At 64.0% G+C, this 21,185-nt stretch carries 27 protein-coding genes; 17 read left to right on the forward strand and 10 right to left on the reverse strand.

Going from position 1 to position 21,185, the window contains the following annotated elements; all coding sequences use genetic code 11:
* The 3 genes from G9463_RS07425 to G9463_RS07435 form a co-directional block, all read left to right on the forward strand.
* The coding region (locus tag G9463_RS07425; protein ID WP_165896367.1) for a YegP family protein at nucleotides 1-480 on the forward strand (480 nt) is incomplete at its 5' end.
* Between the two features lie 88 nt (nucleotides 481-568).
* On the forward strand, nucleotides 569-1,039 hold the full coding sequence (locus tag G9463_RS07430; protein ID WP_004960480.1) for a pyridoxamine 5'-phosphate oxidase family protein: 471 nt from the start codon (nucleotides 569-571) through the stop codon (nucleotides 1,037-1,039).
* 99 nt (nucleotides 1,040-1,138) lie between these two features.
* Nucleotides 1,139-2,272 (forward strand): thiolase family protein, encoded by a 1,134-nt coding sequence (locus tag G9463_RS07435; RefSeq protein WP_165896368.1) that lies wholly within the window; start codon nucleotides 1,139-1,141, stop codon nucleotides 2,270-2,272.
* A 139-nt stretch (nucleotides 2,273-2,411) separates the two neighbouring features.
* Here the strand turns inward: G9463_RS07435 and G9463_RS07440 are convergent, their stop codons facing one another.
* Nucleotides 2,412-2,879 carry an NUDIX domain-containing protein gene (locus G9463_RS07440; protein ID WP_004960485.1) on the reverse strand — a complete coding sequence of 156 codons (468 nt, stop codon included), beginning with the start codon at nucleotides 2,877-2,879 and terminating at the stop codon, nucleotides 2,412-2,414.
* 257 nt (nucleotides 2,880-3,136) lie between these two features.
* Here G9463_RS07440 and G9463_RS07445 point away from each other — a divergent pair, with 257 nt between their 5' ends.
* The gene (locus G9463_RS07445; protein WP_007187853.1) at nucleotides 3,137-3,283 is read left to right on the forward strand and encodes a hypothetical protein; all 147 of its coding nucleotides are present in this window, start codon (nucleotides 3,137-3,139) and stop codon (nucleotides 3,281-3,283) included.
* An 88-nt stretch (nucleotides 3,284-3,371) separates the two neighbouring features.
* On the forward strand, nucleotides 3,372-3,824 hold the full coding sequence (locus tag G9463_RS07450) for a PaaI family thioesterase (protein ID WP_004960489.1): 453 nt from the start codon (nucleotides 3,372-3,374) through the stop codon (nucleotides 3,822-3,824).
* Here G9463_RS07450 and G9463_RS07455 read toward each other — a convergent pair.
* Both G9463_RS07455 and G9463_RS07460 read right to left on the reverse strand, forming a co-directional pair.
* Nucleotides 3,821-5,725, reverse strand: a complete 1,905-nt coding sequence (locus G9463_RS07455; RefSeq protein ID WP_004960491.1) for a cation:proton antiporter — start codon at nucleotides 5,723-5,725, stop codon at nucleotides 3,821-3,823. The genes G9463_RS07450 and G9463_RS07455 overlap by 4 nt on opposite strands.
* 111 nt (nucleotides 5,726-5,836) lie before the next feature.
* On the reverse strand, nucleotides 5,837-6,745 hold the full coding sequence (locus G9463_RS07460) for an MBL fold metallo-hydrolase (RefSeq protein WP_127013898.1): 909 nt from the start codon (nucleotides 6,743-6,745) through the stop codon (nucleotides 5,837-5,839).
* Nucleotides 6,746-6,852: 107 nt separating this feature from the next.
* Here G9463_RS07460 and G9463_RS07465 point away from each other — a divergent pair, with 107 nt between their 5' ends.
* The 3 genes from G9463_RS07465 (at nucleotide 6,853) to G9463_RS07475 (ending at nucleotide 9,582) form a co-directional block, all read left to right on the forward strand.
* Nucleotides 6,853-7,296, forward strand: a complete 444-nt coding sequence (locus G9463_RS07465) for a universal stress protein (protein ID WP_165896369.1) — start codon at nucleotides 6,853-6,855, stop codon at nucleotides 7,294-7,296.
* Between the two features lie 81 nt (nucleotides 7,297-7,377).
* The gene (gene serS / locus G9463_RS07470; protein ID WP_011224444.1) at nucleotides 7,378-8,760 is read left to right on the forward strand and encodes a serine--tRNA ligase; all 1,383 of its coding nucleotides are present in this window, start codon (nucleotides 7,378-7,380) and stop codon (nucleotides 8,758-8,760) included.
* A 111-nt stretch (nucleotides 8,761-8,871) separates the two neighbouring features.
* Nucleotides 8,872-9,582 carry a class I SAM-dependent methyltransferase gene (locus G9463_RS07475; protein ID WP_165896370.1) on the forward strand — a complete coding sequence of 237 codons (711 nt, stop codon included), beginning with the start codon at nucleotides 8,872-8,874 and terminating at the stop codon, nucleotides 9,580-9,582.
* Between the two features lie 27 nt (nucleotides 9,583-9,609).
* Here G9463_RS07475 and G9463_RS07480 read toward each other — a convergent pair whose 3' ends face one another.
* A complete protein-coding gene (locus tag G9463_RS07480; protein ID WP_004960512.1) occupies nucleotides 9,610-9,990 on the reverse strand; it encodes a nuclear transport factor 2 family protein in 381 nt (126 codons plus the stop codon).
* A complete protein-coding gene (locus G9463_RS07485) occupies nucleotides 9,987-11,669 on the reverse strand; it encodes a redoxin domain-containing protein (RefSeq protein ID WP_165896371.1) in 1,683 nt (560 codons plus the stop codon). Before G9463_RS07485 ends, G9463_RS07480 begins: the two co-directional genes overlap by 4 nt.
* Before the next feature lie 87 nt (nucleotides 11,670-11,756).
* Here G9463_RS07485 and G9463_RS07490 point away from each other — a divergent pair, with 87 nt between their 5' ends.
* Nucleotides 11,757-12,272, forward strand: coding sequence for a DUF367 family protein (locus tag G9463_RS07490; protein WP_165896372.1), 516 nt, complete (start codon nucleotides 11,757-11,759; stop codon nucleotides 12,270-12,272).
* A 169-nt stretch (nucleotides 12,273-12,441) separates the two neighbouring features.
* On the opposite strand, the gene G9463_RS07495 is transcribed toward G9463_RS07490, so the two are convergent.
* A complete protein-coding gene (locus G9463_RS07495) occupies nucleotides 12,442-13,515 on the reverse strand; it encodes a hypothetical protein (protein WP_165896373.1) in 1,074 nt (357 codons plus the stop codon).
* Nucleotides 13,516-13,652: 137 nt separating this feature from the next.
* Between G9463_RS07495 and G9463_RS07500 the strand changes: the two genes are divergently transcribed.
* Nucleotides 13,653-13,802: a 50S ribosomal protein L40e gene (locus G9463_RS07500; protein WP_004960523.1), complete on the forward strand. Its 150-nt coding sequence runs from the start codon at nucleotides 13,653-13,655 to the stop codon at nucleotides 13,800-13,802.
* 50 nt (nucleotides 13,803-13,852) lie between these two features.
* Here G9463_RS07500 and G9463_RS07505 read toward each other — a convergent pair whose 3' ends face one another.
* Together G9463_RS07505 and G9463_RS07510 are read right to left on the reverse strand one after the other, a co-directional pair.
* Entirely contained in the window at nucleotides 13,853-14,758 is a 906-nt protein-coding gene (locus G9463_RS07505; RefSeq protein ID WP_165896374.1) for a hypothetical protein, read from the reverse strand.
* Between the two features lie 50 nt (nucleotides 14,759-14,808).
* Nucleotides 14,809-15,420: an MBL fold metallo-hydrolase gene (locus G9463_RS07510; RefSeq protein WP_049939184.1), complete on the reverse strand. Its 612-nt coding sequence runs from the start codon at nucleotides 15,418-15,420 to the stop codon at nucleotides 14,809-14,811.
* A 159-nt stretch (nucleotides 15,421-15,579) separates the two neighbouring features.
* Between G9463_RS07510 and G9463_RS07515 the strand changes: the two genes are divergently transcribed.
* The 4 genes from G9463_RS07515 to G9463_RS07530 all read left to right on the forward strand — a co-directional run bounded on the left by G9463_RS07515 (nucleotide 15,580) and on the right by G9463_RS07530 (nucleotide 17,647).
* Nucleotides 15,580-15,765 (forward strand): DUF5786 family protein, encoded by a 186-nt coding sequence (locus tag G9463_RS07515; protein ID WP_004515979.1) that lies wholly within the window; start codon nucleotides 15,580-15,582, stop codon nucleotides 15,763-15,765.
* Nucleotides 15,762-16,313, forward strand: coding sequence for a DUF99 family protein (locus G9463_RS07520; RefSeq protein ID WP_049939055.1), 552 nt, complete (start codon nucleotides 15,762-15,764; stop codon nucleotides 16,311-16,313). The genes G9463_RS07515 and G9463_RS07520 overlap by 4 nt, the downstream gene beginning before the upstream one ends.
* Before the next feature lie 226 nt (nucleotides 16,314-16,539).
* Complete coding sequence (locus tag G9463_RS07525) at nucleotides 16,540-16,983, forward strand: RidA family protein (protein WP_004960539.1); 444 nt, start codon at nucleotides 16,540-16,542, stop codon at nucleotides 16,981-16,983.
* A 76-nt stretch (nucleotides 16,984-17,059) separates the two neighbouring features.
* Complete coding sequence (locus tag G9463_RS07530) at nucleotides 17,060-17,647, forward strand: uracil-DNA glycosylase family protein (protein ID WP_165896375.1); 588 nt, start codon at nucleotides 17,060-17,062, stop codon at nucleotides 17,645-17,647.
* 25 nt (nucleotides 17,648-17,672) lie between these two features.
* Here G9463_RS07530 and G9463_RS07535 read toward each other — a convergent pair whose 3' ends face one another.
* Nucleotides 17,673-18,038 (reverse strand): hypothetical protein, encoded by a 366-nt coding sequence (locus G9463_RS07535; RefSeq protein ID WP_165896376.1) that lies wholly within the window; start codon nucleotides 18,036-18,038, stop codon nucleotides 17,673-17,675.
* A gap of 170 nt (nucleotides 18,039-18,208) precedes the next feature.
* Here G9463_RS07535 and hisH point away from each other — a divergent pair, with 170 nt between their 5' ends.
* From hisH to G9463_RS07550, 3 genes are read left to right on the forward strand one after another with little or no spacing between them, the layout of a single operon-like run.
* Entirely contained in the window at nucleotides 18,209-18,907 is a 699-nt protein-coding gene (gene hisH, locus G9463_RS07540) for an imidazole glycerol phosphate synthase subunit HisH (RefSeq protein ID WP_011224435.1), read from the forward strand.
* Nucleotides 18,908-18,930: 23 nt separating this feature from the next.
* Nucleotides 18,931-19,776 (forward strand): SDR family oxidoreductase, encoded by an 846-nt coding sequence (locus tag G9463_RS07545; RefSeq protein ID WP_165896377.1) that lies wholly within the window; start codon nucleotides 18,931-18,933, stop codon nucleotides 19,774-19,776.
* The gene (locus G9463_RS07550; RefSeq protein WP_165896378.1) at nucleotides 19,773-20,507 is read left to right on the forward strand and encodes an acetoacetate decarboxylase family protein; all 735 of its coding nucleotides are present in this window, start codon (nucleotides 19,773-19,775) and stop codon (nucleotides 20,505-20,507) included. The genes G9463_RS07545 and G9463_RS07550 overlap by 4 nt, the downstream gene beginning before the upstream one ends.
* 191 nt (nucleotides 20,508-20,698) lie before the next feature.
* Here G9463_RS07550 and G9463_RS07555 read toward each other — a convergent pair whose 3' ends face one another.
* Nucleotides 20,699-21,046, reverse strand: coding sequence for a hypothetical protein (locus tag G9463_RS07555; RefSeq protein ID WP_004960560.1), 348 nt, complete (start codon nucleotides 21,044-21,046; stop codon nucleotides 20,699-20,701).
* Nucleotides 21,047-21,185: the final 139 nt, after the last annotated feature.

Consider the following 21,185-nt stretch of genomic DNA (forward strand, 5'->3'; position numbering starts at 1 on the left):
GAGTTCCGCTGGCGCTTGCTCCACCGCAACGGTAACATCCTCGCCGACAGCGGCGAAGGATACAGCTCCCGGTCGAACGCCCGGCGGGCGGCCCGTCGAGTCAGCGAACTCGCACCCGATTCCGCGGTCGATGATCGTTTCGAGGTGTATGAGGACGCTGCCGAGGAGTGGCGCTGGCGGCTGCGGGCCGACAACGGCGAACTCATCGCCGACAGCGGCGAGGGGTACGCGAACCGGTCGAAGGCGATGGACGCCGTCGAGCGGGTCCAGTCCTACGCCGCCGACGCCGACTTGCTGGCTATCGGGAGCGCGGCGTTCGAAGTGTACGAGGACAAAGGCGAGGAGTGGCGCTGGCGGCTCCGACACCGCAACGGCGAAATCATCGCCGACTCCGGCGAGGGGTACGCCGAACGCAACAAAGCCGTGGCCGCCATCAAGCGGATCAAGCGCCACGCTCCGGGTGCAACACAGGAGGAGTAGCGGTGACCGGGAATGTCCTGACGGGGAGTTCTCTGTATCGAGGAATAGCCGAATTAATTAAGCAGGTTTCGATCGAAGTTACACCTATATGACAATAGACACACTCGAGGCGGCCGGACTCACGCACATGGACGACAGCGACATTGCGGCGTTTCTGTCGAACCAGCGGGTCGGTGTGCTGGGGCTGCCGACCGAGAGCGGACCGTACATGATTCCACTGTCGTTCGGGTACGATGGTGACAGCTCGCTGTATTTCACCTTCATCGGTGGGTCGGCGAGTCGCAAGCAACGGTTGACCGAGGCGGCAGCGGACGCGACCGTGCTCGTGTACAAAGTCGAATCGATGTTCCACTGGGAGAGTGTCCTGCTACAGGGCGATATCGAAGCTGTGCCCGAATCCGAGTGGGCCGATCTTGCAGAGGTGCTTGACGGAGCGTGGCGGCCGGAAGTGTTTGAGGACGCAATCAAAGACGACGATGTCACCATCTACCGGTTCCACATCGACGAGCGGGAAGGGCTCAGACACGCCGGCCTCCCGCCGGGGTTCGAGCGGGAGTGAAACGGCTGCTCGACCGCGGTCAGGCCGTCGGCCGACAACGGTTCCCCCACTGTGTCGAGTTTGTCAGGATTTAACACAGGCCGAGACGTTCCGTTGTCCATGCCCACACCTGTCATCGTGGATGCAGTCAGAACGCCACAGGGAAAGGAGGACGGCGCACTCGCCGGCGTCCGGAGCGAAGACCTCTCTGTGCCGCTTATCAACCAGTTGCTCGCGTCGACCGGCGTCGAGGCCGAGGACGTCGACGACCTGCTGTGGGGCTGTGCCCAGCAGCGCGGGGAACAGGGCAACAACATGGCTCGCGTCATCGCGCTGTTGTCGGACCTCGGCGAGAGCGTCCCCGCATCGACGATCAACCGCTGGTGTGCGTCTTCCGCCGAAGCGCTGATGCGGGCCGCCGACGCCATCGCGGCCGGCCAGCGCGACGTGCTCATCGCCGGCGGTGTGGAGTCGATGTCCCGCGTGCAGATGGACGAAAACACCCACAACGTCCATCCGCGGCTGGCCGAGCAGTACAACATCGGCGAACTCCAGATGGGGATGACCGCCGAAAAGGTCGCCAGCGAGATGGAGGTCGCTCGGCAGGAGCAAGACGAGTACGCGCTCCGGAGCCACCAGCGCGCCGCCGACGCGACGGAGTCCGGTCGCTTCGACGACGAAATCGTCCCGATCGAGACCGAGGACGGACAGCTCGACGCAGACGAGGGTATCCGCCCCGACACCACGCTCGAAAAGCTGTCCCAGCTACCGACGGTGTTCAAGTCGGACGGGACGGTCACGCCCGGCAACGCCTCGCAGGTTTCTGACGGTGCGGCGGGGCTGATGGTCACCTCCCGTGAGTTCGCGGAAAACCGCGGACTTGACGTGCTGGCGGAGATCGGCTCCCACGAAGTCGCCGGCGTCGACCCGACTGTGATGGGTATCGGTCCGGTCCCCGCCGTTCGCAAACTCACCGAACGAACGGACCGCGAGACGGACGATTACGACCTTGTGGAACTCAACGAGGCCTTCGCCTCCCAGTGTCTGTACTGCCAGCGCGAACTCGGCTTCGACGACGACATCTACAACGTCAACGGCGGCGCAATCGCCATCGGCCACCCGCTCGGGGCCTCTGGCGCGCGCCTTCCAGTGACGCTCGTCCACGAAATGAACCGCCGCGACGCGGAGCTGGGTCTGGCGACAGAGTGTGTCGGCTTCGGTCAGGGCGCGGCTATCGAGTTCCGACTGCCCTGAGCAGCCGCTGTCAGCGCGGTTTCAGTATTCTGCCCCAGCACGACGTTTGCGAATCCGTCGGTTTCGAGTCTGTTCTTATGAATCCGTCATTTGCGACCGCTGTGGCGCTTGCACGAGCGATATTTGAGAGAAGAAGTCGTTAATCGGCAGCCACATCGCCGGCTGTCGTCGCCTCAGCGGGACTCGTCAGGGAGTGGAGATAGTCGTCAAGATCAAGTGCGAAGGTGGCATCGGTCTGGAGGTCGACCCACGAGAACTCGAACTCTGCGCCGCGTTCCTCGCCCGTCCCGGTGACGGTGTGGACCCAGTGGTCCCGGGACTCGTGAACGGGGAGGTGGTAGAACGACCGCACGTACCGCTTCGGGGGCGACTCGCGGCGCGTCCAGACGTCGGTGGCGATGTGTTGCAGGCGCTCGAATGAAGCGAGACCGCTCTCCTCAACAGCCTCTCGCTGTACGGCGACCCGCGGTTTTTCCCCTGGTTCAACGGTTCCCTTCGGTATCTGTAGCCCGTCGTGACCCGGCCCGTCGAACACCAGCAGTTCCGACCCGTTTCTGGTGATGTAGGCACAGGCTTTCTTGACGTACGTCGCCCGCTGTGGTTGCATGGCATCCGGTAGCTACGGCAAACATATAGTAGTACCCACATATCTGCCTAAAATCATATTAGGTCATCAGGGGGGCAAAGAGGGGTGCTGATAGGAAGCGGGGGCCGGTAGCAAGGCCGCTACAGTCTACCGGCATCCTCATTCTCGGTGTACGCGCTGCGATAGTGGCAGTTCGGGATTGTAGATGACTAGTCACTATAAATTAATTTTAGGTTTTATTGTAAGGGTTAAAGTAGTGTCAATCACACATACTTTGTATGGACGGTCACATCACACCGGAGGAGTGGGAGCGAATCGAAGCGTTCGCACAGAAACCAAGCTACTTGCGTCGTCCGGAGCATCTGCTCCCCGAAGAAGCCACGGAGGGCGACGAGAGCGTGGACGGAACAGTGGCAGGCGACTAACCAGGACGTGTCCTAAGAAACCGACCACGCCTGACCCGTTGTTGTGCGTTCTCGGAGGCTTATCAGACTCGATTCCGTGGGGATAGCCATGAGTCTCAAATCGATGTTCAACGACATCCCGTTTGTCAAGCAGTTAGGGATGGAAATAACGGCCGTCGACGATGGCTATGCGGCGGGCGAACTCCCGCTAGAGGACGGCCACTCCTCGAACCCCGAATCGATAATCGCACATGGCGGCGTCACGTACTCGCTCGTCGACACCGTCGGCGGGGCGGCCGTCATCTCACAGTCCGGCACCGTCTCGCCAACGGTCGACATGCGGATCGATTACCTCGCGCCAGCGACCGCCGATTTACGGACTGAGGCGGAGGTGATCCGAAACGGCGGGAGCGTCTCAGTCGTCGATGCAGAAGTGTACGACACCGATGGCCATCACATCGCGAGCGCTCGCGGGACGTACAAAACTGACGGCGACCGCGGTGAGTCGCCGTGGACAGCGGGCGTCGACGAATCAGACGGTGCCCATCTTACCGACGACTAGTCGCCGCTGACCATCTTCATCCCGTCGCGCACGGACTCTCGACGGCCCAGCAGGGTCACCATGTCGCCTTCCTCAAGGATATAGTCTGCTGTGGGTACTTCGGCATTTTCGTGGAGTTCCCCGCTGACGAGCGCGACCAGACAGGCGTCGGGCAGCATCGGCCCGACATCGCGGATCGGCTTCCCGATGAGTTCCTGGTTCTTGACCTCGACCTCCTGCACATCGCCGCTCCGACCGACATCGGTCATCCAGTGGGCGATAGCGGGGCGCTCGATCTGGTTGTCGATGGCCCAGGCCGTTGCCATCGCCGAGGAGATGGTGCGAACGCCGAGGTCCTCGAAGGCCTCAACATTGTCCGGATTGTTCGCGCGGGCGATGACCCGCTCGACGCCGAACTTCGAACTCGCTAGCTGTGACACCAGCAGGTTCGCGTCGTCGTCACCGGTCGCCGCGACGACGGTTTTGGCGTTTTCAGCCCCGGCCGACCGCAACGTGTCGGTGTCGGTGCCGTCGCCGATCTCGACGGCGTAGCCGTCGTTACGGGCTCGTTCGACGATCTCTTCCTCCTGCTCGATGATGACGACGTTTTCGCCCCGGTCTTCGAGGCGTGCGGCGAGCGCTCGGCCCACCTGTCCGCCGCCGACAATGATGACTCGCATTGGTATCACATCCAGTTTTTCCGCGATGTATCGCGCCAGTCCACCCTCAAACAGGGCGGTCGCAAAGATAACGAGAAAGACAGTGCCAAGCAGGATATCGGCCTGCGTCCCCAGCAGTTCAGCCTGTGCCCCAGTGACCTCCTCGGCCGCGGCGTTCAGTTCGACGGCAAACAGCGTGGCAACAGACGCCGGAATAATACCACGCGGCCCGACAAAGCTGACGAACAGCTTCTCGTTGGTGGTGAATCTGTCACCGACGGTCGAGACGAACACCAGCAACGGCCGGATGAACAAGGCGACGGCGAGGACGACGATGATGCCCGCTAGCCCGACATCAATGAGCGAGGCGGGTTCCAGTTGCGCCGCCAGTGCGATAAACACGAACGACAGCACCAGCAGCGTGATATCGCCTTTGAACTCCTCGATGTCTTCCTCGTACGGGTGGTCGACGTTCCCGAGCGCCATCCCCGCCGTGGCGGCGGCGGCAACACCGGCCTCGGTCGCTATCGTGTTCGCGCCTGCGTAGGCGATGAGCGCCCCGGCGAGCACGAGCAGTCGGGAGTTCCGCGGTGCGTCACCGGGCGAGAGGTCGACGTACTGGAGGAGGTAGTACAACACACCGGCGACGATGAGGCCGACGAGCAGGCCCGTTCCCAACCGGAGTGCGAACGCCCGCAACAGTCCCTCGCTCGACGCCACCGGATTGACCGTCTCGAAGATGACGACGGCGATGATAGCCGCGGTCACGTCGTTGACAATCCCCTCCGTCTCCAGCGCGGCGGCAACGCGGTCTCGAACCGGAACGACATCGAGGATTGGCGTGATGACGGTCGGCCCGGTCGCGACCAGCAGCGCACCGATCAGGAACGCGAGGTTCCAGGAGACGGCCGCGGAGCTGAACGCGAACTTAACGGCGATAGCGGTGCCCACGAGTGCGATAGCCGCACCGACGGTAACGAGTCTGAACGTCGCGGCCGGAGCCTCGCGTAGCCGGTCGAATCGGAGGTGATAGGCCCCCTCGAAAACGATGATTGCGACCGCTAAGCCGACGATTGCCGACAGCGCTCCACCGAAGGTGCCGTCACCGATGATGTTCAGTCCGGGCTGGCCGATGATGACACCGACCAGCAGGTAGAAGATGATACTAGGCACCCGCAGTCGTGCTGCGAGGACCTGTGCAAGAACACCGAGCCCGATGATACCGGCGACAAGCGGAATCAGTAGCCCCGAACTACCAGCCACAGTTGGCCTCCATCTGTCCAGCCTAACGCATCGCCCTCGTATAAACGCATTCACTCACCGGCACACGGGGGCTCCATTGGGACCGCAGTGTCAGGCCTCTGTGACGTTTGGCTATTCGTCCCGGTTATCGAGCGCCACGAGGACGCCGCGGACGTTCAGGCGCATCTCGGCGCGGCCCTTTCGCTCGCCCCAGGTATCGGTGTCGGCCCGCTCGACGAAGTAATCGATGACCGCCTCGTCGTCGTCCAGTTCCTCGCGTTTTCGCTCGACCTCGGCGACCCATTCAGGTAGTATCTCGGTGTATGTTTCCAGCTTATCGCCGGTTTCGACGGCACCGAAGTGGCCGAACATGAGGATGTCCGGGCCGAGGTCCTGTATCATCGCCACGTCGTCGAGCGCCTGGTCGAGCGTGAAGTTGACCGGCGGGGTCGTGACGTGCATCTCGTCGGTCGACGGGTTGTAGATGCCGGCGGCGTCGGCGGTGAACACACCGTCGATGGCAGGGTCGTAGAAGACGACCTGATGTGGCGCATGGCCCGGCGCGTGCAGAGTTTCGAGGGAGTGGTCACCTAGGTCGATCACGTCGCCGTCAGTTAGCGTCTCGATACGGTCTTCGGCGACCGGGATCGGCTTGCCGTAGAACTCGATCTGGTCACCGACGGCGTGTTTGGTCCCCTCCCAGAGCCGCTCGGGGTCGACGAGGTGGCGCTTGCCTGACTCGTGGACGTACACCGTCGCATTCGGGCAGTCCTCGGCGAGGTAGCCGGCTCCGCCGGCGTGGTCCAGATGGACGTGGGTCGCCGCGATGACTTCCAGATCCTCGGGCGCGATCCCGACCGACTCCATCGCCGAGAGGATGGTTTCGTGTCGCGCGCCGGTGCCGGTGTCGACCAGCGCCGGTCGCTCGGCGTCGATTATGTAGACGGGCCCGTACTCGGCGACGCCGTACATCCCGACGTCGACGTAGTGGACATCTATGCAGTCCCCGACCGTCACCTCGTGAACGTCACCGATTCCCATACACTCTCTCGTGACCGGCGGGGGCAAAACCGTTATGCTGTGGCTGTCGTGACAGTCAGGCAAAAGGAAGGGCAAAGCCATTTACCCGGAATCAGAAACACCACTGTATGTACGACGCCGTACTCGTTCCGACCGACGGCTCCGAGGGGTCCGCCACCGCGGCCGAACACGCCATCGACCTCGCACAGCGCCACGATGCGAGGCTGTACGCGCTGCACGTCCTCGAAACCGAGCAGGTAGTCGACCAGATTCCCGAGTTCGAGGACAGCAGCATCTTCGACCGCCTCGCCGACGCCGGGCAGCAGGCCGTCGATGACCTGCAGGCACAGGCCGAAGACGCCGGCATCGACACCGTGACCACAGCGGTCGAACAGGGCGTCCCCCACGAGGAAGTCGTAGACTACGTCGAGCGCAACGACATCGACGTCGTCGTGATGGCGACGGAGGGGCGGACCGGGCCATCTCGGGAACTCATCGGCAGCGTCACCGAGTCGGTCGTTCGGGCCTCGCCGGTGCCGGTGCTGGCCGTCAAGGTCGGCGGCGAGGCATAGGGCGACAGAGGGGTCGACGGGCAGGGCCAGCCCCACCGCGGGACCGACACGACTAATTTCTGCCGTCGAGAACCGTCGGCCATGTTATCGAGACAGTTCGTCCGGGAGCACCCCGAGACGGTCCGTGACGCTATCGAGCGGAAGGGCGTCACGGGCGTCGACCTCGACGAAATCCTCGACATAGACGAGGAGTGGCGGGAACTGAAAGCCGAAGGCGACGGGCTCCGACAGGAGCGCAACGAGGTGTCGAGCAAGATCGGCGAGCTCAAGCAGGACGGCAAGGACGAAGAGGCCCAGGAGGCCATCGACCGCTCGCAGGAACTCAAAGACGAACTGCAGGATATCGAGGAGCGCGCCGACGAACTGGAGTCCCAGTTGGAAGAGGCGCTGCTAGAACTGCCGAATATTCCCCACGAGTCGGTCCCGACCGGCGAGGGCGAAGCCGATAACGTCGAGCGCTACCGCGAAGGGTTCGACGACCTCCGGGACCTGCCCGACGAAGTGGTGCCCCACTACGACCTCGGCGAGGACCTCGACCTGCTTGACTTCGAGCGCGGCGCGAAGGTGTCCGGCGGCGGCTACCAGTTCGTCAAGGGCGAGGGGGCACGTCTGGAACACGCCCTCATCCAGTTCATGCTGGACGTCCACCGCGAACAGGAGTACGTCGACGTGCTTCCGCCGATTCCCGTCAACTCCGATTCGATGGAAGGGACCGGCCAGCTTCCGAAGTTCGCCGAGGACGCCTACCGCGTCGGAGCCAGACAGGACGACGACTACGACAGCGATGACCTGTGGCTGCTCCCGACGGCGGAGGTGCCGGTCACCAACATGTACCGCGGCGAAATTTTACTTGATGACGACCTGCCGGTCAAACATCAGGCGTTCTCGCCGAACTTCCGCCGCGAGGCCGGCGAGCACGGGACCGAGACGCGGGGGTACGTCCGCGTCCACCAGTTCCACAAGGTGGAACTCGTCAACTTCGTCCGGCCCGAGAACAGCTACGACCGGCTTGAGAGCCTGCTTGACGAAGCCGCCGAAGTGCTCGACCGGCTCGAACTGCCCTACCGCGTGCTCGACATGTGTACCGGCGACATGGGCTTTACACAGGCGAAAAAGTACGACATCGAGGTGTGGGCACCCGGCGACGACATGGAGGACGGTCCCGACCGCGGCGGCCGCTGGCTCGAAGTCTCCTCGGTGTCGAACTTCGAGGACTTCCAGGCGCGCCGCGCCGGCCTGCGCTACCGCCCCGAACGCCACGAATCCGCCGACTACCTCCATACGCTGAACGGCTCCGGACTCGCCGTCCCGCGTGTCCTCGTCGCCATCATGGAGTACTACCAGAACGACGACGGAACCATCACCGTGCCCGAGCCGCTCCGCCCGTACATGGGCGGCCAGGAAGTCATCGAGGGCTCCGAGAAAATCGGCGAGAGCGCCGTCGGAGCCGGCGAGAAAGAGTAGGCCACCGCGGTCCGTTGCGCTCGGCCGGTGTCCCGCTTTCCCGTATGCGGTGTGTTACACGAAACCATATTTCAATACAGTATTACATTCGTTCGCCGGCACCGCCGAAGTATGCTGGACGACGCTTTCGGGCAGATGGTACTGGACTTCCACCGCGGGGACCTCGCCGAACGGCCCCGCTATCGCCGCGACGACGACGATCTGACTGAAGCACATCTTTCGGGCTACTTCGAGCCGCCATCGGCGTGGCATCCCATCGAACAGAACCTGTTCTCGGCGGTGACGGGCCGTGTCCTCGACGCCGGCTGTGGCGTCGGGCGACACACGCTTCCACTACAGGAGCGCGGCCACAGCGTGCTGGCGGTCGACCGGAGTCCGGGGGCTGTCGCGGTCGCCAGCGAGCGCGGCGTCACGCGTCCCGTGGTCGGCGACCTCCGACGGCCGCCGGGCAACGGATTCGAGACGGTCGTTGCCCTTGGCAAACAACTCGGCCTCGGCAGTTCGCTGGCCGACCTCCGGACGACGCTCACCGAACTGGCGGCGGTGACACAGCCCGGTGGCCGACTCGTCGCCGACATGGACACGCTCGACCGGGCAGAGCCGGAGACTGACGCGGCCCACCGCACCCAGCCCGGTGTCGCTTACCGGACCTTCCGCGTCGAGTACGACGGGCTGGCCGGCCCGTGGACCGACCTGTTGCTGGTCACGCTGTCGGAGTTCCGCGACGCGGTCAGCGAAACGCCGTGGACCATGGACACGCTCGTCGGGACCGAGACCGACGGGTCGATGTACGGCGTTCAGCTGTCGCTGCCCGGGCAGTAAAATAGCAACGCCGCAAGCGGGCAAGCCTTAGCGCGTGTACGTCTCTATTCGCTCGATGTCGTCCCCAGCGAAGGTGAACACATCGACGAACCCGACGATGCACTCGCCCTCAGCATCGAGCAAGCGGCCACGGGCGATGACTGCCGCCGTCGTCGCGTCGTCGCTGTCGGCCGGCTCAACCGCGCTGTCTTTCTGGCGACAGTAAAGGCCGTCGAGCGGATGCGTGGTGTCTGTCTGGGGTCGTTCCTCACGCATGAACTGTACGAACCGGTCCCGGCCTTCGATGGTCCGGTCGGGGCGGTCGTGGACGAACGACGGGGCGAGCAGCGAGGCCAACTGGTCGTAGTCGTCGCCGTCGATGGCGTCGTAGTAGGCCCGTGTCCGCTGACGGAGAGCAGGTCGCGTCACGGGCCTGGTTCGGGTTCGTCACCCGTGTCTCTATCGCTCTCCGCGTCGGATGTCTCGTCAGCCGCGTCCGGGACCGAGTCGGCAGCTTGCTCGGGGTCGGCTGATTCTCCCGTGTCGCCGCTGTCACCGTCGGCCATCGGGTCGGCCAGATCCAGTTCGACTGCGTCGTCAGTCTCCGTCTCGGAGTCAGTGGCGGCGTCCGATGACGCGTCGGGGGTCGACTGCTCGCCGTCCGACGCGTCCTGTGTCGAGGTGTCGTCGTCCGCGCTGCCGACCGTGTCGGGAGGCTCTTCAACCATCGCGGTCGGGGCCTCGTCCAGCGGGTCCGTCGGCTCGTTCTCAGCTTCGCTGGCGGCCAGTTCGGCCTGAATCTCCTCGATATCAGCGTCGTCGACATCCGAAAGCTCACCCTCGCCGTCAGGCGTCGGTGCCGACTCCGGTGAGGCATCGTCAACCGACGAGGCATCGGGTTCCGCCGCTGTCGACCGGTCCGCGTGAGCGGTCGCGTCGTTGGTTGCGGTCGGCGGATTCGTTGACTGGGTAGCTGTCCCCGTCGTCGTCCCCTCGGCCGATTCTGCCGTCGGCTCGTCGGCTGTGTCTCGTATGTCGTCGGCCGCATCGGCGGCTTCAGATGACGGCGTCGACTCCGGCGACTCGGTAGCCGACGACGCCGTCTCCGTCAGCTCGTTGTCTGTCCGTTCGACTTCTGCGTCGATGTCTACGTCGAGCGAGGTATCCACAGCGGTCTCGTCCTGTGTGAGGAACGTCGGCCGGTCGTTGTCCGTCTCTTTTTTCAGTGTCTCCAGATCTGGCGGCCATGGACCGTCGGGGTCGGGTGGTTCCTTGTAGCCGCGGGCGGTTTCAAGCGGCCGCTCTGCGTCGTCCCGGAGTTGCTGGCCTTCGGCACCGTCCCCGCTAGAGTAGGCGCGAGCGGCCTGTGTGAGCCAGTCGCTGGCCTGCCACAGCGAGTTCGCCTTCGTCTTTGTGTCCTCGTAGATCGGTTTCAGGGACTCGTCGTCGACGAACCGGACAGCGGTGTCGAAGTGGTCTTCGGCGTCGGAGAACTCTTCGCGTGCCTGCTGGAAGTCACCCTGTGCGACCATCCACTCCGACTCGCGGAAGGCCCCCATCGCCGACGTGAACGCGCGCCGTCCCTCGGTATAGTGGGCGTGGCCGACGCGGTAGCGGGCGAACGCGGTGTCGTCGCCACCGGTGTCGGCGATAGCGTCCTTGATCTCCCCAACACGAGGGAGCTGTTGGAGGTCGTCGGTACTCCAGGCGTACTGCACGTCGCCGTCGTGGTCGATGACGACGACGGCGCGCTCGATGAGTCGCTGGCCGATGTCGTCCACGAAATCGAGCCCGTACTCGCGGGCGACGCCGTGGTCGGTGTCGGACAAAAGCGGGATTTTCAGGCCGTAGTGGTCGGCGAAGGCCCGGTGGCTGTACACTGAATCCGGGCTGATACCCAGAATCGTCACGTCCTTCTGCATCGTAAAGAGATCGAGTTCGTCCAAATCACAGGACGTCTCGTCACAGGCCGGGTTGAAATCCGCCGGATAGAACGCGAGGATGACCACATCTTCGCCGAGATAGTCGGACAGTCCGACTCGCTGGCAGTCACCGTCGACGAGCGCCGGCAGTTCGAACAGTGGTGCTGCCGTCCCCTCTGAAAGCACACGTTGTACAACCGAGTCCGGCTATAACAGTGTTTGCACGCTATCACGGAACGAGTCGCTTTTATCCGCCACGGAGATAGTTCTCCTGTGGAACTGCACGTCCGGTACGAGGGTGACGACGACCCCGACAAATGTAGCGCGCGGAAGCTGGCCCGGATGGACGAGGCTGAACTCCACCGCGCGACGCGGTCGACGCCACCCGGCATCGTGCTCAACCCCTTCGCCGAACAGGCGCTGTCACCGGCGGACCGACCGACCCCCGGCAACGGCGCTCGCCACAGCCGCCTGGTCGCACTCGACTGCTCCTGGGAAACCGCCGAACGGGAGGCGTTCGACCTCGAAGGAGTTCATCGCTCACTCCCGTTCCTCGTCGCCGGCAATCCGGTCAACTACGGAACGGCCTTTCAGCTCAATACCGTCGAAGCGTTCGCCGGTGCGCTCGCCATTCTCGGGGAGCGCGACCACGCCGAGCGGATTCTCTCGACGTTCTCCTGGGGCCACACGTTTCTGGAACTGAACGAGGAACCACTGGAACGGTACGCGAACTGCGAGGATTCGAGCGACGTCATCGACGTACAGGACGACTATCTCGCCGAGGAGTAGTCATCGGGGCGTTGCTGGCTTTTCGAGGAGCGGCGCATCACAGTGTGGACAGGCCCGCCGCGCATGTGCCTCCAGTACGTCGTCGATGCGTTCTCCGCAGGCTTGACACCGCATGACAATAGTTAGCTCTCCAACAATAATGTAGCTTCGGCTTCATATTTAAGGCCGCTTACGAGAAGCTGGTGCCGATACCGGCTGGCGCGTCGGGAGGGGTGAGCGGACTCGTCGGCAGGTCCGCGTCGGGGTCGGGGTCGTTATACCCGCCGGGCGCAACGTCGTTTGGCCCATCAGGATAGCACAGCGACGCTAGCGCCTGGATATGGTCGCGGCCGACACCGAGTTCGAACTGCCCGCCGCCGTACAGGTCGATACCGTGTGCCTCGCAGTAGTTGATAGTCGCAAGCACGGACTCGACGGTCCCGCAACGGGATGGTTTCATATTGAGCCACGCCGGTTCGAAGGGCAGCGACTCGATGCTTTCAACGCCGGTGATAGGTACGTCCCAGGTGACACGGGCCTCCTGACCGTCGAAGATGGGTCGGGTCGTCTCGGTCAGGTCGGGGTCCTCGACCAGCGCGTCCGGGAGGCCGTCGACGACACGACGGTAGAACTCCGGGTCGGCCGCGACATCGACATCTGTCCCCTCGTACAGCCCTTTCAGGTCCAGCACGCGAACGTCGTAGTCCGCCAGCTGGTCGACAAGGGCGTCACTCCAAGACGGCGTCGGGTCGAGTTTGAACGACAGGTCGCCGTAGCGCTCACACAGCATCGCCAATCTGTCAGCCGTCGGTGGCGTATCGTCGGCCGCGTTCGAGAGTCGCGTCGAGACGACGAAGTTCACTGGGTCGTACTGTCGGCCGAGTGCTGCCCCGAGGTCCGTGTCATCCTGCTGCAGCGCCAGGTCAAGCGCCGCGCTCTCGAACCCCCAGCGGCGGTAGTGACGGAACCGCTTCTCGTCGGGGGGCTCGGGCCACAAATCGGTCGCTTCCAGCGTCGCCGAAAACGAATCAACGGTGTACTCGCCGGCCAGCGGGGAGTCCTCGCCCGGCAACGCATCGCTGTCCTGTAGCGCGTCGTGGGCTTCGGCTGTGTACGTCACGTCCTCGCCGCTGCCGGTCTCACCCTCACCGGAAAGGTGGATGACCGTCGTCACTCGGTCGAATCCGCTGGAGGTCGCCCGTTCTCGACGCTCGAACGAACAGCTCTCGATGGTGACCGGTAGGTCTGCGACCTGATCGTACATACTCCGGCTTCGTCGCTCGGGCATCTAAAGCCGGCGACGACTGGGAGGTATCTCCCTGTCTTTCACCGTCGTTCCACGCTGAATCGGTCCCGGACCGAAACTCAAAGCTTAAACGCGCGCACCGGGAATGACCGCGCATGGCTAGCTTCGAGACAGCGTCCGACCGACTCCTCAACAAGCAGATCTGCATGCGGTGTAACGCTCGGAACCCACAGCGCGCCCAGCAGTGCCGGAAATGTGGCTACGGCAACCTGCGTCCGAAGGCGAAAGAAACCCGCAGCGCCTGATTTTCGGGTCAGTTGCCACCGACATCCGGTGGCAGTTCGTCACCACTCGGCTACTGCTCAGTGGGTTCTTCATCCGCTGACTGCCGGTCGAGCGTCGCCATGCGAACCGACGCGTGTGAGACGAGAAGCTCCAGCAGCTTCTGGTCTTCTTCACCGACAGTCGTCTCGTCCGTCGTAACCGAGATGACGACTGTCGTCTCGTCTTCATCGTCCAGAACCACTGCCGACACGCAATCGGTGACTGACTCGGGGATGTCGACGGGGAACGGCCGGTCGTGAACGATGACCGCTCCCTGTTCCTGTGCCCGGACGGCCTGCGCGAACTCGGCGACGACGTCGACTGGGACGGTCCGAACCGTGTTCGCGAGCGCCACCGCATCGCCGTCCCTGAGCTGGATGACGGCTGTCTCCTCCATGCCGGTCATCGTGCCGAAGGCCTCAACAACGAAGGCAGCGACGCCGTCGACGCTGGGGGCGCTGGCGATGGCGCGCCCGTAGTTGTTCACGTCGGCCGCCTTCCCGGCGAAAGCCTCGACGCGGTCGCGCTCGGCCGCCAGTTCGCGGAGCCGACTGCGGCTCCGGGCGTCGTACAGCCCGACCAGAACGCCCGCCAGCGCGCCGACAGTAACGAGGTCAACCGTCAGGTACGACGCTCGGGCGAGTGAGCCAGAGGTCACGCGCTGACTGAACAACAGGAGCGCCGCCACGGCGGCGAACGTCACAGTTCCGCCGGCGGCCCACGCGGCCACTCGGGACGTGGCCCCCTCAAATGCCGTGTCGCGGGCGAGCCAGACGCCCGCGTACGTCACCGCGAGGCCCATCGCCACAAAGGGGAGCGCATCGACCGCGACCGCCACCGGAATCCGGGTCTGCTGGACCGCGTGAAATACCTGCATCGCGGCCAGTACGACGCCGGAGACTGCCAGAGCCGCCCCCGTCAGAAGTCGCTGGTTCATAGCGTCGAATATCGGCCCTATCACTAGAGCGTTGTGCCGGTTTCGAGTGGTCAGTCGTCGGGATACTTCGGCTCGCGGCGCTCGGCCCGTTCGAGGGCGCGCTCGACGACCTCGCGGACATCGCCGTGGAAGACGCCGCCGTGACCCGAGTACATGTGTTCGACGCCTGCCGGCATTCGGTCGAGAATACGCTCGATGCTCTCGATGAGGCGCTCGCGGGACTGGCCGGGGCGGTCCGTGCGGCCGAACGAGCCGTCGTCGAACGCGCCGTCGTCGTGGACGACCACGTCGCCGGAGAACAGGGCTGACTCGGAGACGAGCGAGACGTGGTCATCGGCGTGGCCCGGCGTGTACACGACCTCACACTCTTCATCGCCGACGGTGAGCGTGTCGCCGTCAGCGAGTGCGTGGTCCCGGCGGGGATGGGAGCCGTAGGCGTACAGCGGCGCGTCGAAGGCGTCGAGGACGGTATCAAGTCGCTGGACGTGGTCGCCGTGCTGGTGGGTTAACACGACGGCATCGAGCGCGTCGGCGTGCTCCCGAATGACGTCGACGACGCCGCGCATCGCACCAGCGTCGACGAGTGTCGTCTGCTCGCCGGTCGCGAGATAGGCGTTGCAGGTGAACGTCTCGGCTTCGGCGGTGACGTTGTGAACGTCCATACACGAAGCCTGTGGCGCGGCCCGCTTGAGTGTACTGTCCCGGCCGCCGGTCGCCACAGCAGTTCCGAGAGTGAGACCGAAGAACATCGTGTTAACGAGCTAACACGCTGGAGTCGGCGAGTGATTTTTTACTGTGAACGTCATAGTTGTACACGTACCATGGGGTTCGGGAGCTACGACGAATCGGAACAAGACAATCAGGAGTACGACACAGACTTCGAGGACGAGGACGGCCTCGATGCTGAAGAAAACGCCCACGAGGGCGACATCGAGTACGAGTTCACCGCGTCGAACGACGAACTACTCGACAGACTGGAAGACATCAAAGACAACCAGAACACGTGAAAGCAGGGGCACGGGCCCTCGGCGTCGCGGAGTCGTATCGGGCTGAAACCAGTCAGTTTGCTGGCGCTGTCGTCCGCGCCAGTAGAGTGGCCGACGGCTTTGTTTTCAGTACTGCCACGGTCGGCGGGAGCGACGCAACCGAGACAGTGTGTGCGATGGTCGACCGACTGGACCGCGAGGACATCCGCTACCTGCTGGTGGCGGGTCTCGCGCCGGCGTGGTTCAACGTCCTCGACCTCCGCCGGATTCACGACCACACCGACCTGCCAGTCGTCTCAGTCACCTTCGAATCCTCGCCGGGGCTCGAGGGGGCCATTCGTGAGGCGTTCGACGATCCCAATGTCGTACAGGACCGGCTGGCGACCTACCGTGCCCAGCCGGAGCGCCGACCGGTGTCGGTGAACGACGAGACGGTGTACGTTCGGAGCGTCGGTATCGACGACAGCGCCGCCGCAGATGTCGTCCGGGCGTTCACGCCGGAAGGCGGCCGTCCGGAACCGCTCCGGGTGGCCCGACTGGCAGCGCGGGGACTGGCCGAGATGGAGTGAGTCGGACAGCGGTAGCGGCCGACCGGCGACGCTGTGACACTGGTCGTCAAGACAGTGGAACAGGCCAGAGTTATTGCTGTCAGGAGCCACAGCGAAAAGTTGTCTATTACTAAGTTATATCTGCGGCCCGAAAGCATCCTGCTAGCTAGTACTGCCTCATCATTGTCTACAGTTAGTAATAGCTAAAGATATCCTGATTAGCTGGCACTGTGTTTGTACGAATACAATGGCAGAGAGCAAGACACAGGCGAGGAATGCTGTAGACCCCGCAGAAACGAACGAGCAGACGAATATCAACAGTAGCGTGACCCGGTCCGAGGGCGACCAGCCGACAGAACACAGCGTGTACGGCAAGCGCCAGCAGGACAGCCAGCTCATATTCTTCGACGGGCAGGTTCCGGACGCGGACACGGCTCGCAACGGCGATGTGCAGGAACAGACGCTGGCCGCACTCGACCAGATTCGAGCGATGGCTGCCGAATCCGGTCTCGAACCGCGTGACCTGCTGCGGACGACGGTGTACCTCACGGAGATGGACCAGCTACCAGCGGTCAAGCAAGCGTACGCGGCGTTTTTCGACGGACAGCGACCGTCACGAAGCGTCGTCGGCGTTGCAAGCCTGCCAAACGACGCGGCGGTGCAGATCGAAGCAACCGGTGTAAAGCGGTAGTCACGGCCAGCGTCCGCGGTCGGGTGCCTGCCGGCGGACCGCTGCGTTTGAGAGCCTCCGGTGCAAACGACGGTGCATGGAGCAGATGGACGGCCTCGATGTCGTCGGCTGTGAGCGCTGTGATGACCTCTGTGGCTCGCGCTCGCGCATCGTCAACGGCGTCGGCCCCGCGGACGCGGACCTGCTGTTCGTCGGGGAAGCCCCCGGCGCGAACGAGGACGAACAGGGCGAGCCGTTCGTCGGCCGGAGCGGCGACGTGCTCGACGCTGGGTTACGCGATGCCGGCCTCGACCGCGGCGACGTGCGCATCACGAACTGCGTCCGCTGTCGCCCGCCGAACAACCGCGACCCCCGAAACGGTGAACTCGCGAACTGCCGCGACTATCTGGAGACGGAAATCGACCGTGTTGACCCCGAAGTCGTCGTGACGCTCGGGAAAGTGCCGGCCGAGCACCTGCTAGAGCGTGATGTCGCCGTCACCGGCGAAGCGGGTGACGTGTTCGACGTGGCTATCGCCGGCCAGCCACGGCGCGTTCTCGTCTCCGTTCACCCGGCGGCGACGCTGTACGACCCGAGCCAGAAAGAGACGTTCGAGGCGGCGCTGACGACTGCCGCGGAGTTTACCGACGCCCAGAGCGGCCAGTCACGACTCGGCGAGTTTTAAAAGTCGGATAGTGCGCTCGGAACCGCTAGTTCGCTGCGATGTCCATCGCTTCTGCTCTGGTATCGACCAGCGAAATGTCAACACCCGGAATCTCGCCGACCTGACTCTTGAGCGCCATTTTCTTGATCCCCTCGGAGACGATGACCCAGTCCGTGATACCGAACTCCTTGCCCGCTTCCGCGGCCTCCTGTGCTCGCGAGAACACGTCGTCGTTCAGTGACGCCTCCATCTGGAGATTTGAGATGTGCGTATCGACCGCCGGCTGTGAGGCGAGTTCTTCGAATCGTTCGTTGACTTTCGCAAACGTCTCATCCGTCATCTCCATCTCTTCGGGAAATTCAGCGATGAGAACGTTACCGTCGACGTACAGGACTTCTGCAAGTTCAATCATCAGCGGCTGTATGCGGTAGGTGGATAAAACTGGGCCGGACTATTCTCAGCTTTGATACTCTTGCAGGACCGGACGTGTAAGCGGGGTCGAGACCGCCCGCTTGACAGTGGCGGTGCTGAAGGCTTGTTCGAACAGGAACTCACTTACCCCCCGTTCGCCTACGAGAAGGTATGAGTGTCAGACAGACGACTGCGGACGTGGTCGTCGTCGATTACGGACTGGGGAACCTCCGGAGCGTCACGCGCGGGCTCGAACGCGCCGGCGCGAACGTTTCGCTCTCGGAGGACCCCGCAGAGTTCGACGCGGCTGACGGCATCGTCCTGCCCGGCGTCGGAGCCTTCTCCGAAGGGATGGACAACGCTGGGCCGTTCCGCGAGGCGCTGGTCGAACAGGCCGAGGCCGGGAAGCCCCTGTTCGGAATCTGTCTCGGGATGCAGATGCTCCTGACGACGAGTGAGGAGGCCGACCACGAAGGACAGGGCGACGCCGAGGGGCTGGACCTCATTCCGGGGAAGAACGTCCGGTTCAGCCGCGACCAGACCGTGCCACACATGGGCTGGAACGAACTTGACGTGACGCGGGACCATCCCCTCGTCGAGGGCGTCGACAGCGTGGGGTCGAAGACCCCACGGGCAGACGGAACCGGTGGTTCCGTCGACGGCGAACACGCCTACTTCGTCCACTCCTACTACGCCGTTCCTGACGACGAGAGCGCGACGGTGGCGACGACGGACTACGGGACAGACTTCGCATCGATTGTTGCCAACGACGCCGGCAACGTCTTCGGGACGCAGTTCCACCCGGAGAAGTCGGGCGAAACCGGGCTTCGCATCCTCCGGAACTACGTCGACTACTGTCTCGACCACTGAGTTCTGGACTTGGGTTCGTTTGTATGTCTACAGGAGCTTCTGTCGTGCTGCTCACCGGCGCAGCGTCGGGTATCGGAGCGGCGACGGCGCGGGCGTTCGCCGACGACGGCTGGACCGTCTACGCGACGGATGTTCGGACCGAGTTTCCAGCGGATATCCGCGAGCGCTGTCGCTGTCTCGAACTCGACGTAACTGACAGCGAGCAGGTCGAGGCTGTCGTTGACCACATCATCGAGGAAGCGGGACGACTCGACTGTCTGGTGAACAACGCCGGGTACGGGGTCGCCGGCCCAGTCGAGGATGTTTCCAGCGACGACGTTCGCGAGCAGTTCGACGTGCTGGTCCACGGCCCACACCGACTCGCACAGGCAGTGCTGCCCGAGATGCGCGAACACGGCGGGCGCATCATCACCGTCTCAAGCGTCCTGGGCCACACCGCGTCGCCCGGACTCGGCGCGTATTCAGCCGGGAAAGCCGCCGTTGAATCGCTTTCTGACGCAGTTCGGATAGAGGTGGCCGGCGCGGACGACATCCATATCTCGCTCGTTGAACCGGCGTGGGTCGAGACGGGGTTCGCCGATGGCGCGCTGGAGAGCCTGCGTGATGCGGACCGGACGCCGACCTACGACCGGACGTACGACGCGCTGGAGGACGGCTGGGTCCTCACCGGTGGACCGCTGGCGACAACGCCAGAAGCCGTCGCGGCGACGGTACTCGCCGCAGCGACCGACGACCCGCCGAAGGCCCGCTATCCTGTCGGGGCCTTCGCCACGTTCGTCCGATGGACCCACTGGCTCCCGGCGCGACTGCAGGACCCGATACACCGTGGATTCGGTCGAGCGAGCGCGCTTCTGGGGCGGTGGTTATGATACACCTGTCCGACGGCGACCGGGTTCGGCTCTCGACCGGCCACGAAGTGACGCTGCCGCTGGTCACCGAGGCGACGGTTGCCGGCGCGGTGCTCCCGGCGCGATACGACGTTGCCGAGTCGCTGCTGCCCGATGGACTGACACCGGTTCGAGTAACGGCCCGGCAGGCCGCAGTCGTGCTCCTCTGTGTCGAGTATCACCGTATCGGCGACGACGCGATGGCCCCCTACGACGAGTTCGCGGTGCTGATTGGCGCAACGGCGGACGAGTGGCAGCCACCACTGGTGCCACTGCTGACCCGCGATATCGGTGGCTACGTCTGGTCGCTCCCGGTGACAACTGAACCCGCTCGCGCCCTCGGCGACGAAATCTGGGGCTATCCGAAAACAGTCGCCAACATCAGCCACCACGACAACACGACCCGCCGCGAGACGACGGTCGTCGAGGACGGCGACCGCGTGGCGACGGTCAGTATCGACTGGCCCCGGACCTGGGAACACCGAGAGCAGATAGAGAGCTACGCGGTTCGGGAGGGACGACTCGAACGAACATCTGTCGAGTTCCAGGGGAAACTAGGGGCTGCGCCGCTGAGCAGCCGCATCGACGTGGACCCGGGCGACCACGAGCGAGCCGACACGCTCCGCGCGCTCAACCTCGGCTCCCGGTCCGTCCTTCGATTCTCACTGGAAGGACGGATTGCGTACGGGGCTGGGCGGCCGGTGGAGTGGTAGCGGGGGCAGTAGCAGGAGCGGAGCAGTGCGGTAGCAGTAGCAGAGCGGTGAGGAAGCCGTACCGCATAGCATACCGCGCGCCGACGGCGCGCGGTTTCACGCGAATCGCTCCGCGATTCGCGCCTTTTTCGCCCACGTTTTTGCCGCGAGAGGTGAGCGCTATGCGCTCACCCGAGCGGGAAAAAGGTGGTCTAGAGGAACTCCCGGACCTCAGAGTACCACATATCGTGCTCGTCAACGGCGTCAATAGCCTCGGCGATGCGAACCGCGATAGCGTGCCAGCAAAGCTGGTCGGGGTCGTCGGCGTCGAGGTTGTACTCGCTGTCGGCGCAGGTGCAGCCGCCGTCTTCAACGATGTACTCGTCGTCATGGCCGACAACGACGGTGAAATCGCGGTACTGCTTGACGCGGCCCTCGCCGACGGCCTCGATAGCTTGATGACCGCGGTCATCGTGGACGGCGACGATAGCCGACACTGCATCGGGGGTCAGCTCACCGGCGGCTTCGAGGTCGGCCACCCACTCCTCGACATCAGTCACATCCGTGCTACGGAAAGGGGTGACAAAACGGCGTCGGCTTCAGCAGCCAGATTCCAGCTGGCTCGCAACCGGCGGCGAGAAGTTATCAATGCTTGTACTGTGCCCAGAAACATAAACACGGAGTACAGATTTATTCCGG

Origin of the sequence: Haloarcula sp. JP-Z28, assembly GCF_011440255.1 — an archaeon.
Lineage (GTDB): Archaea > Halobacteriota > Halobacteria > Halobacteriales > Haloarculaceae > Haloarcula > Haloarcula marismortui.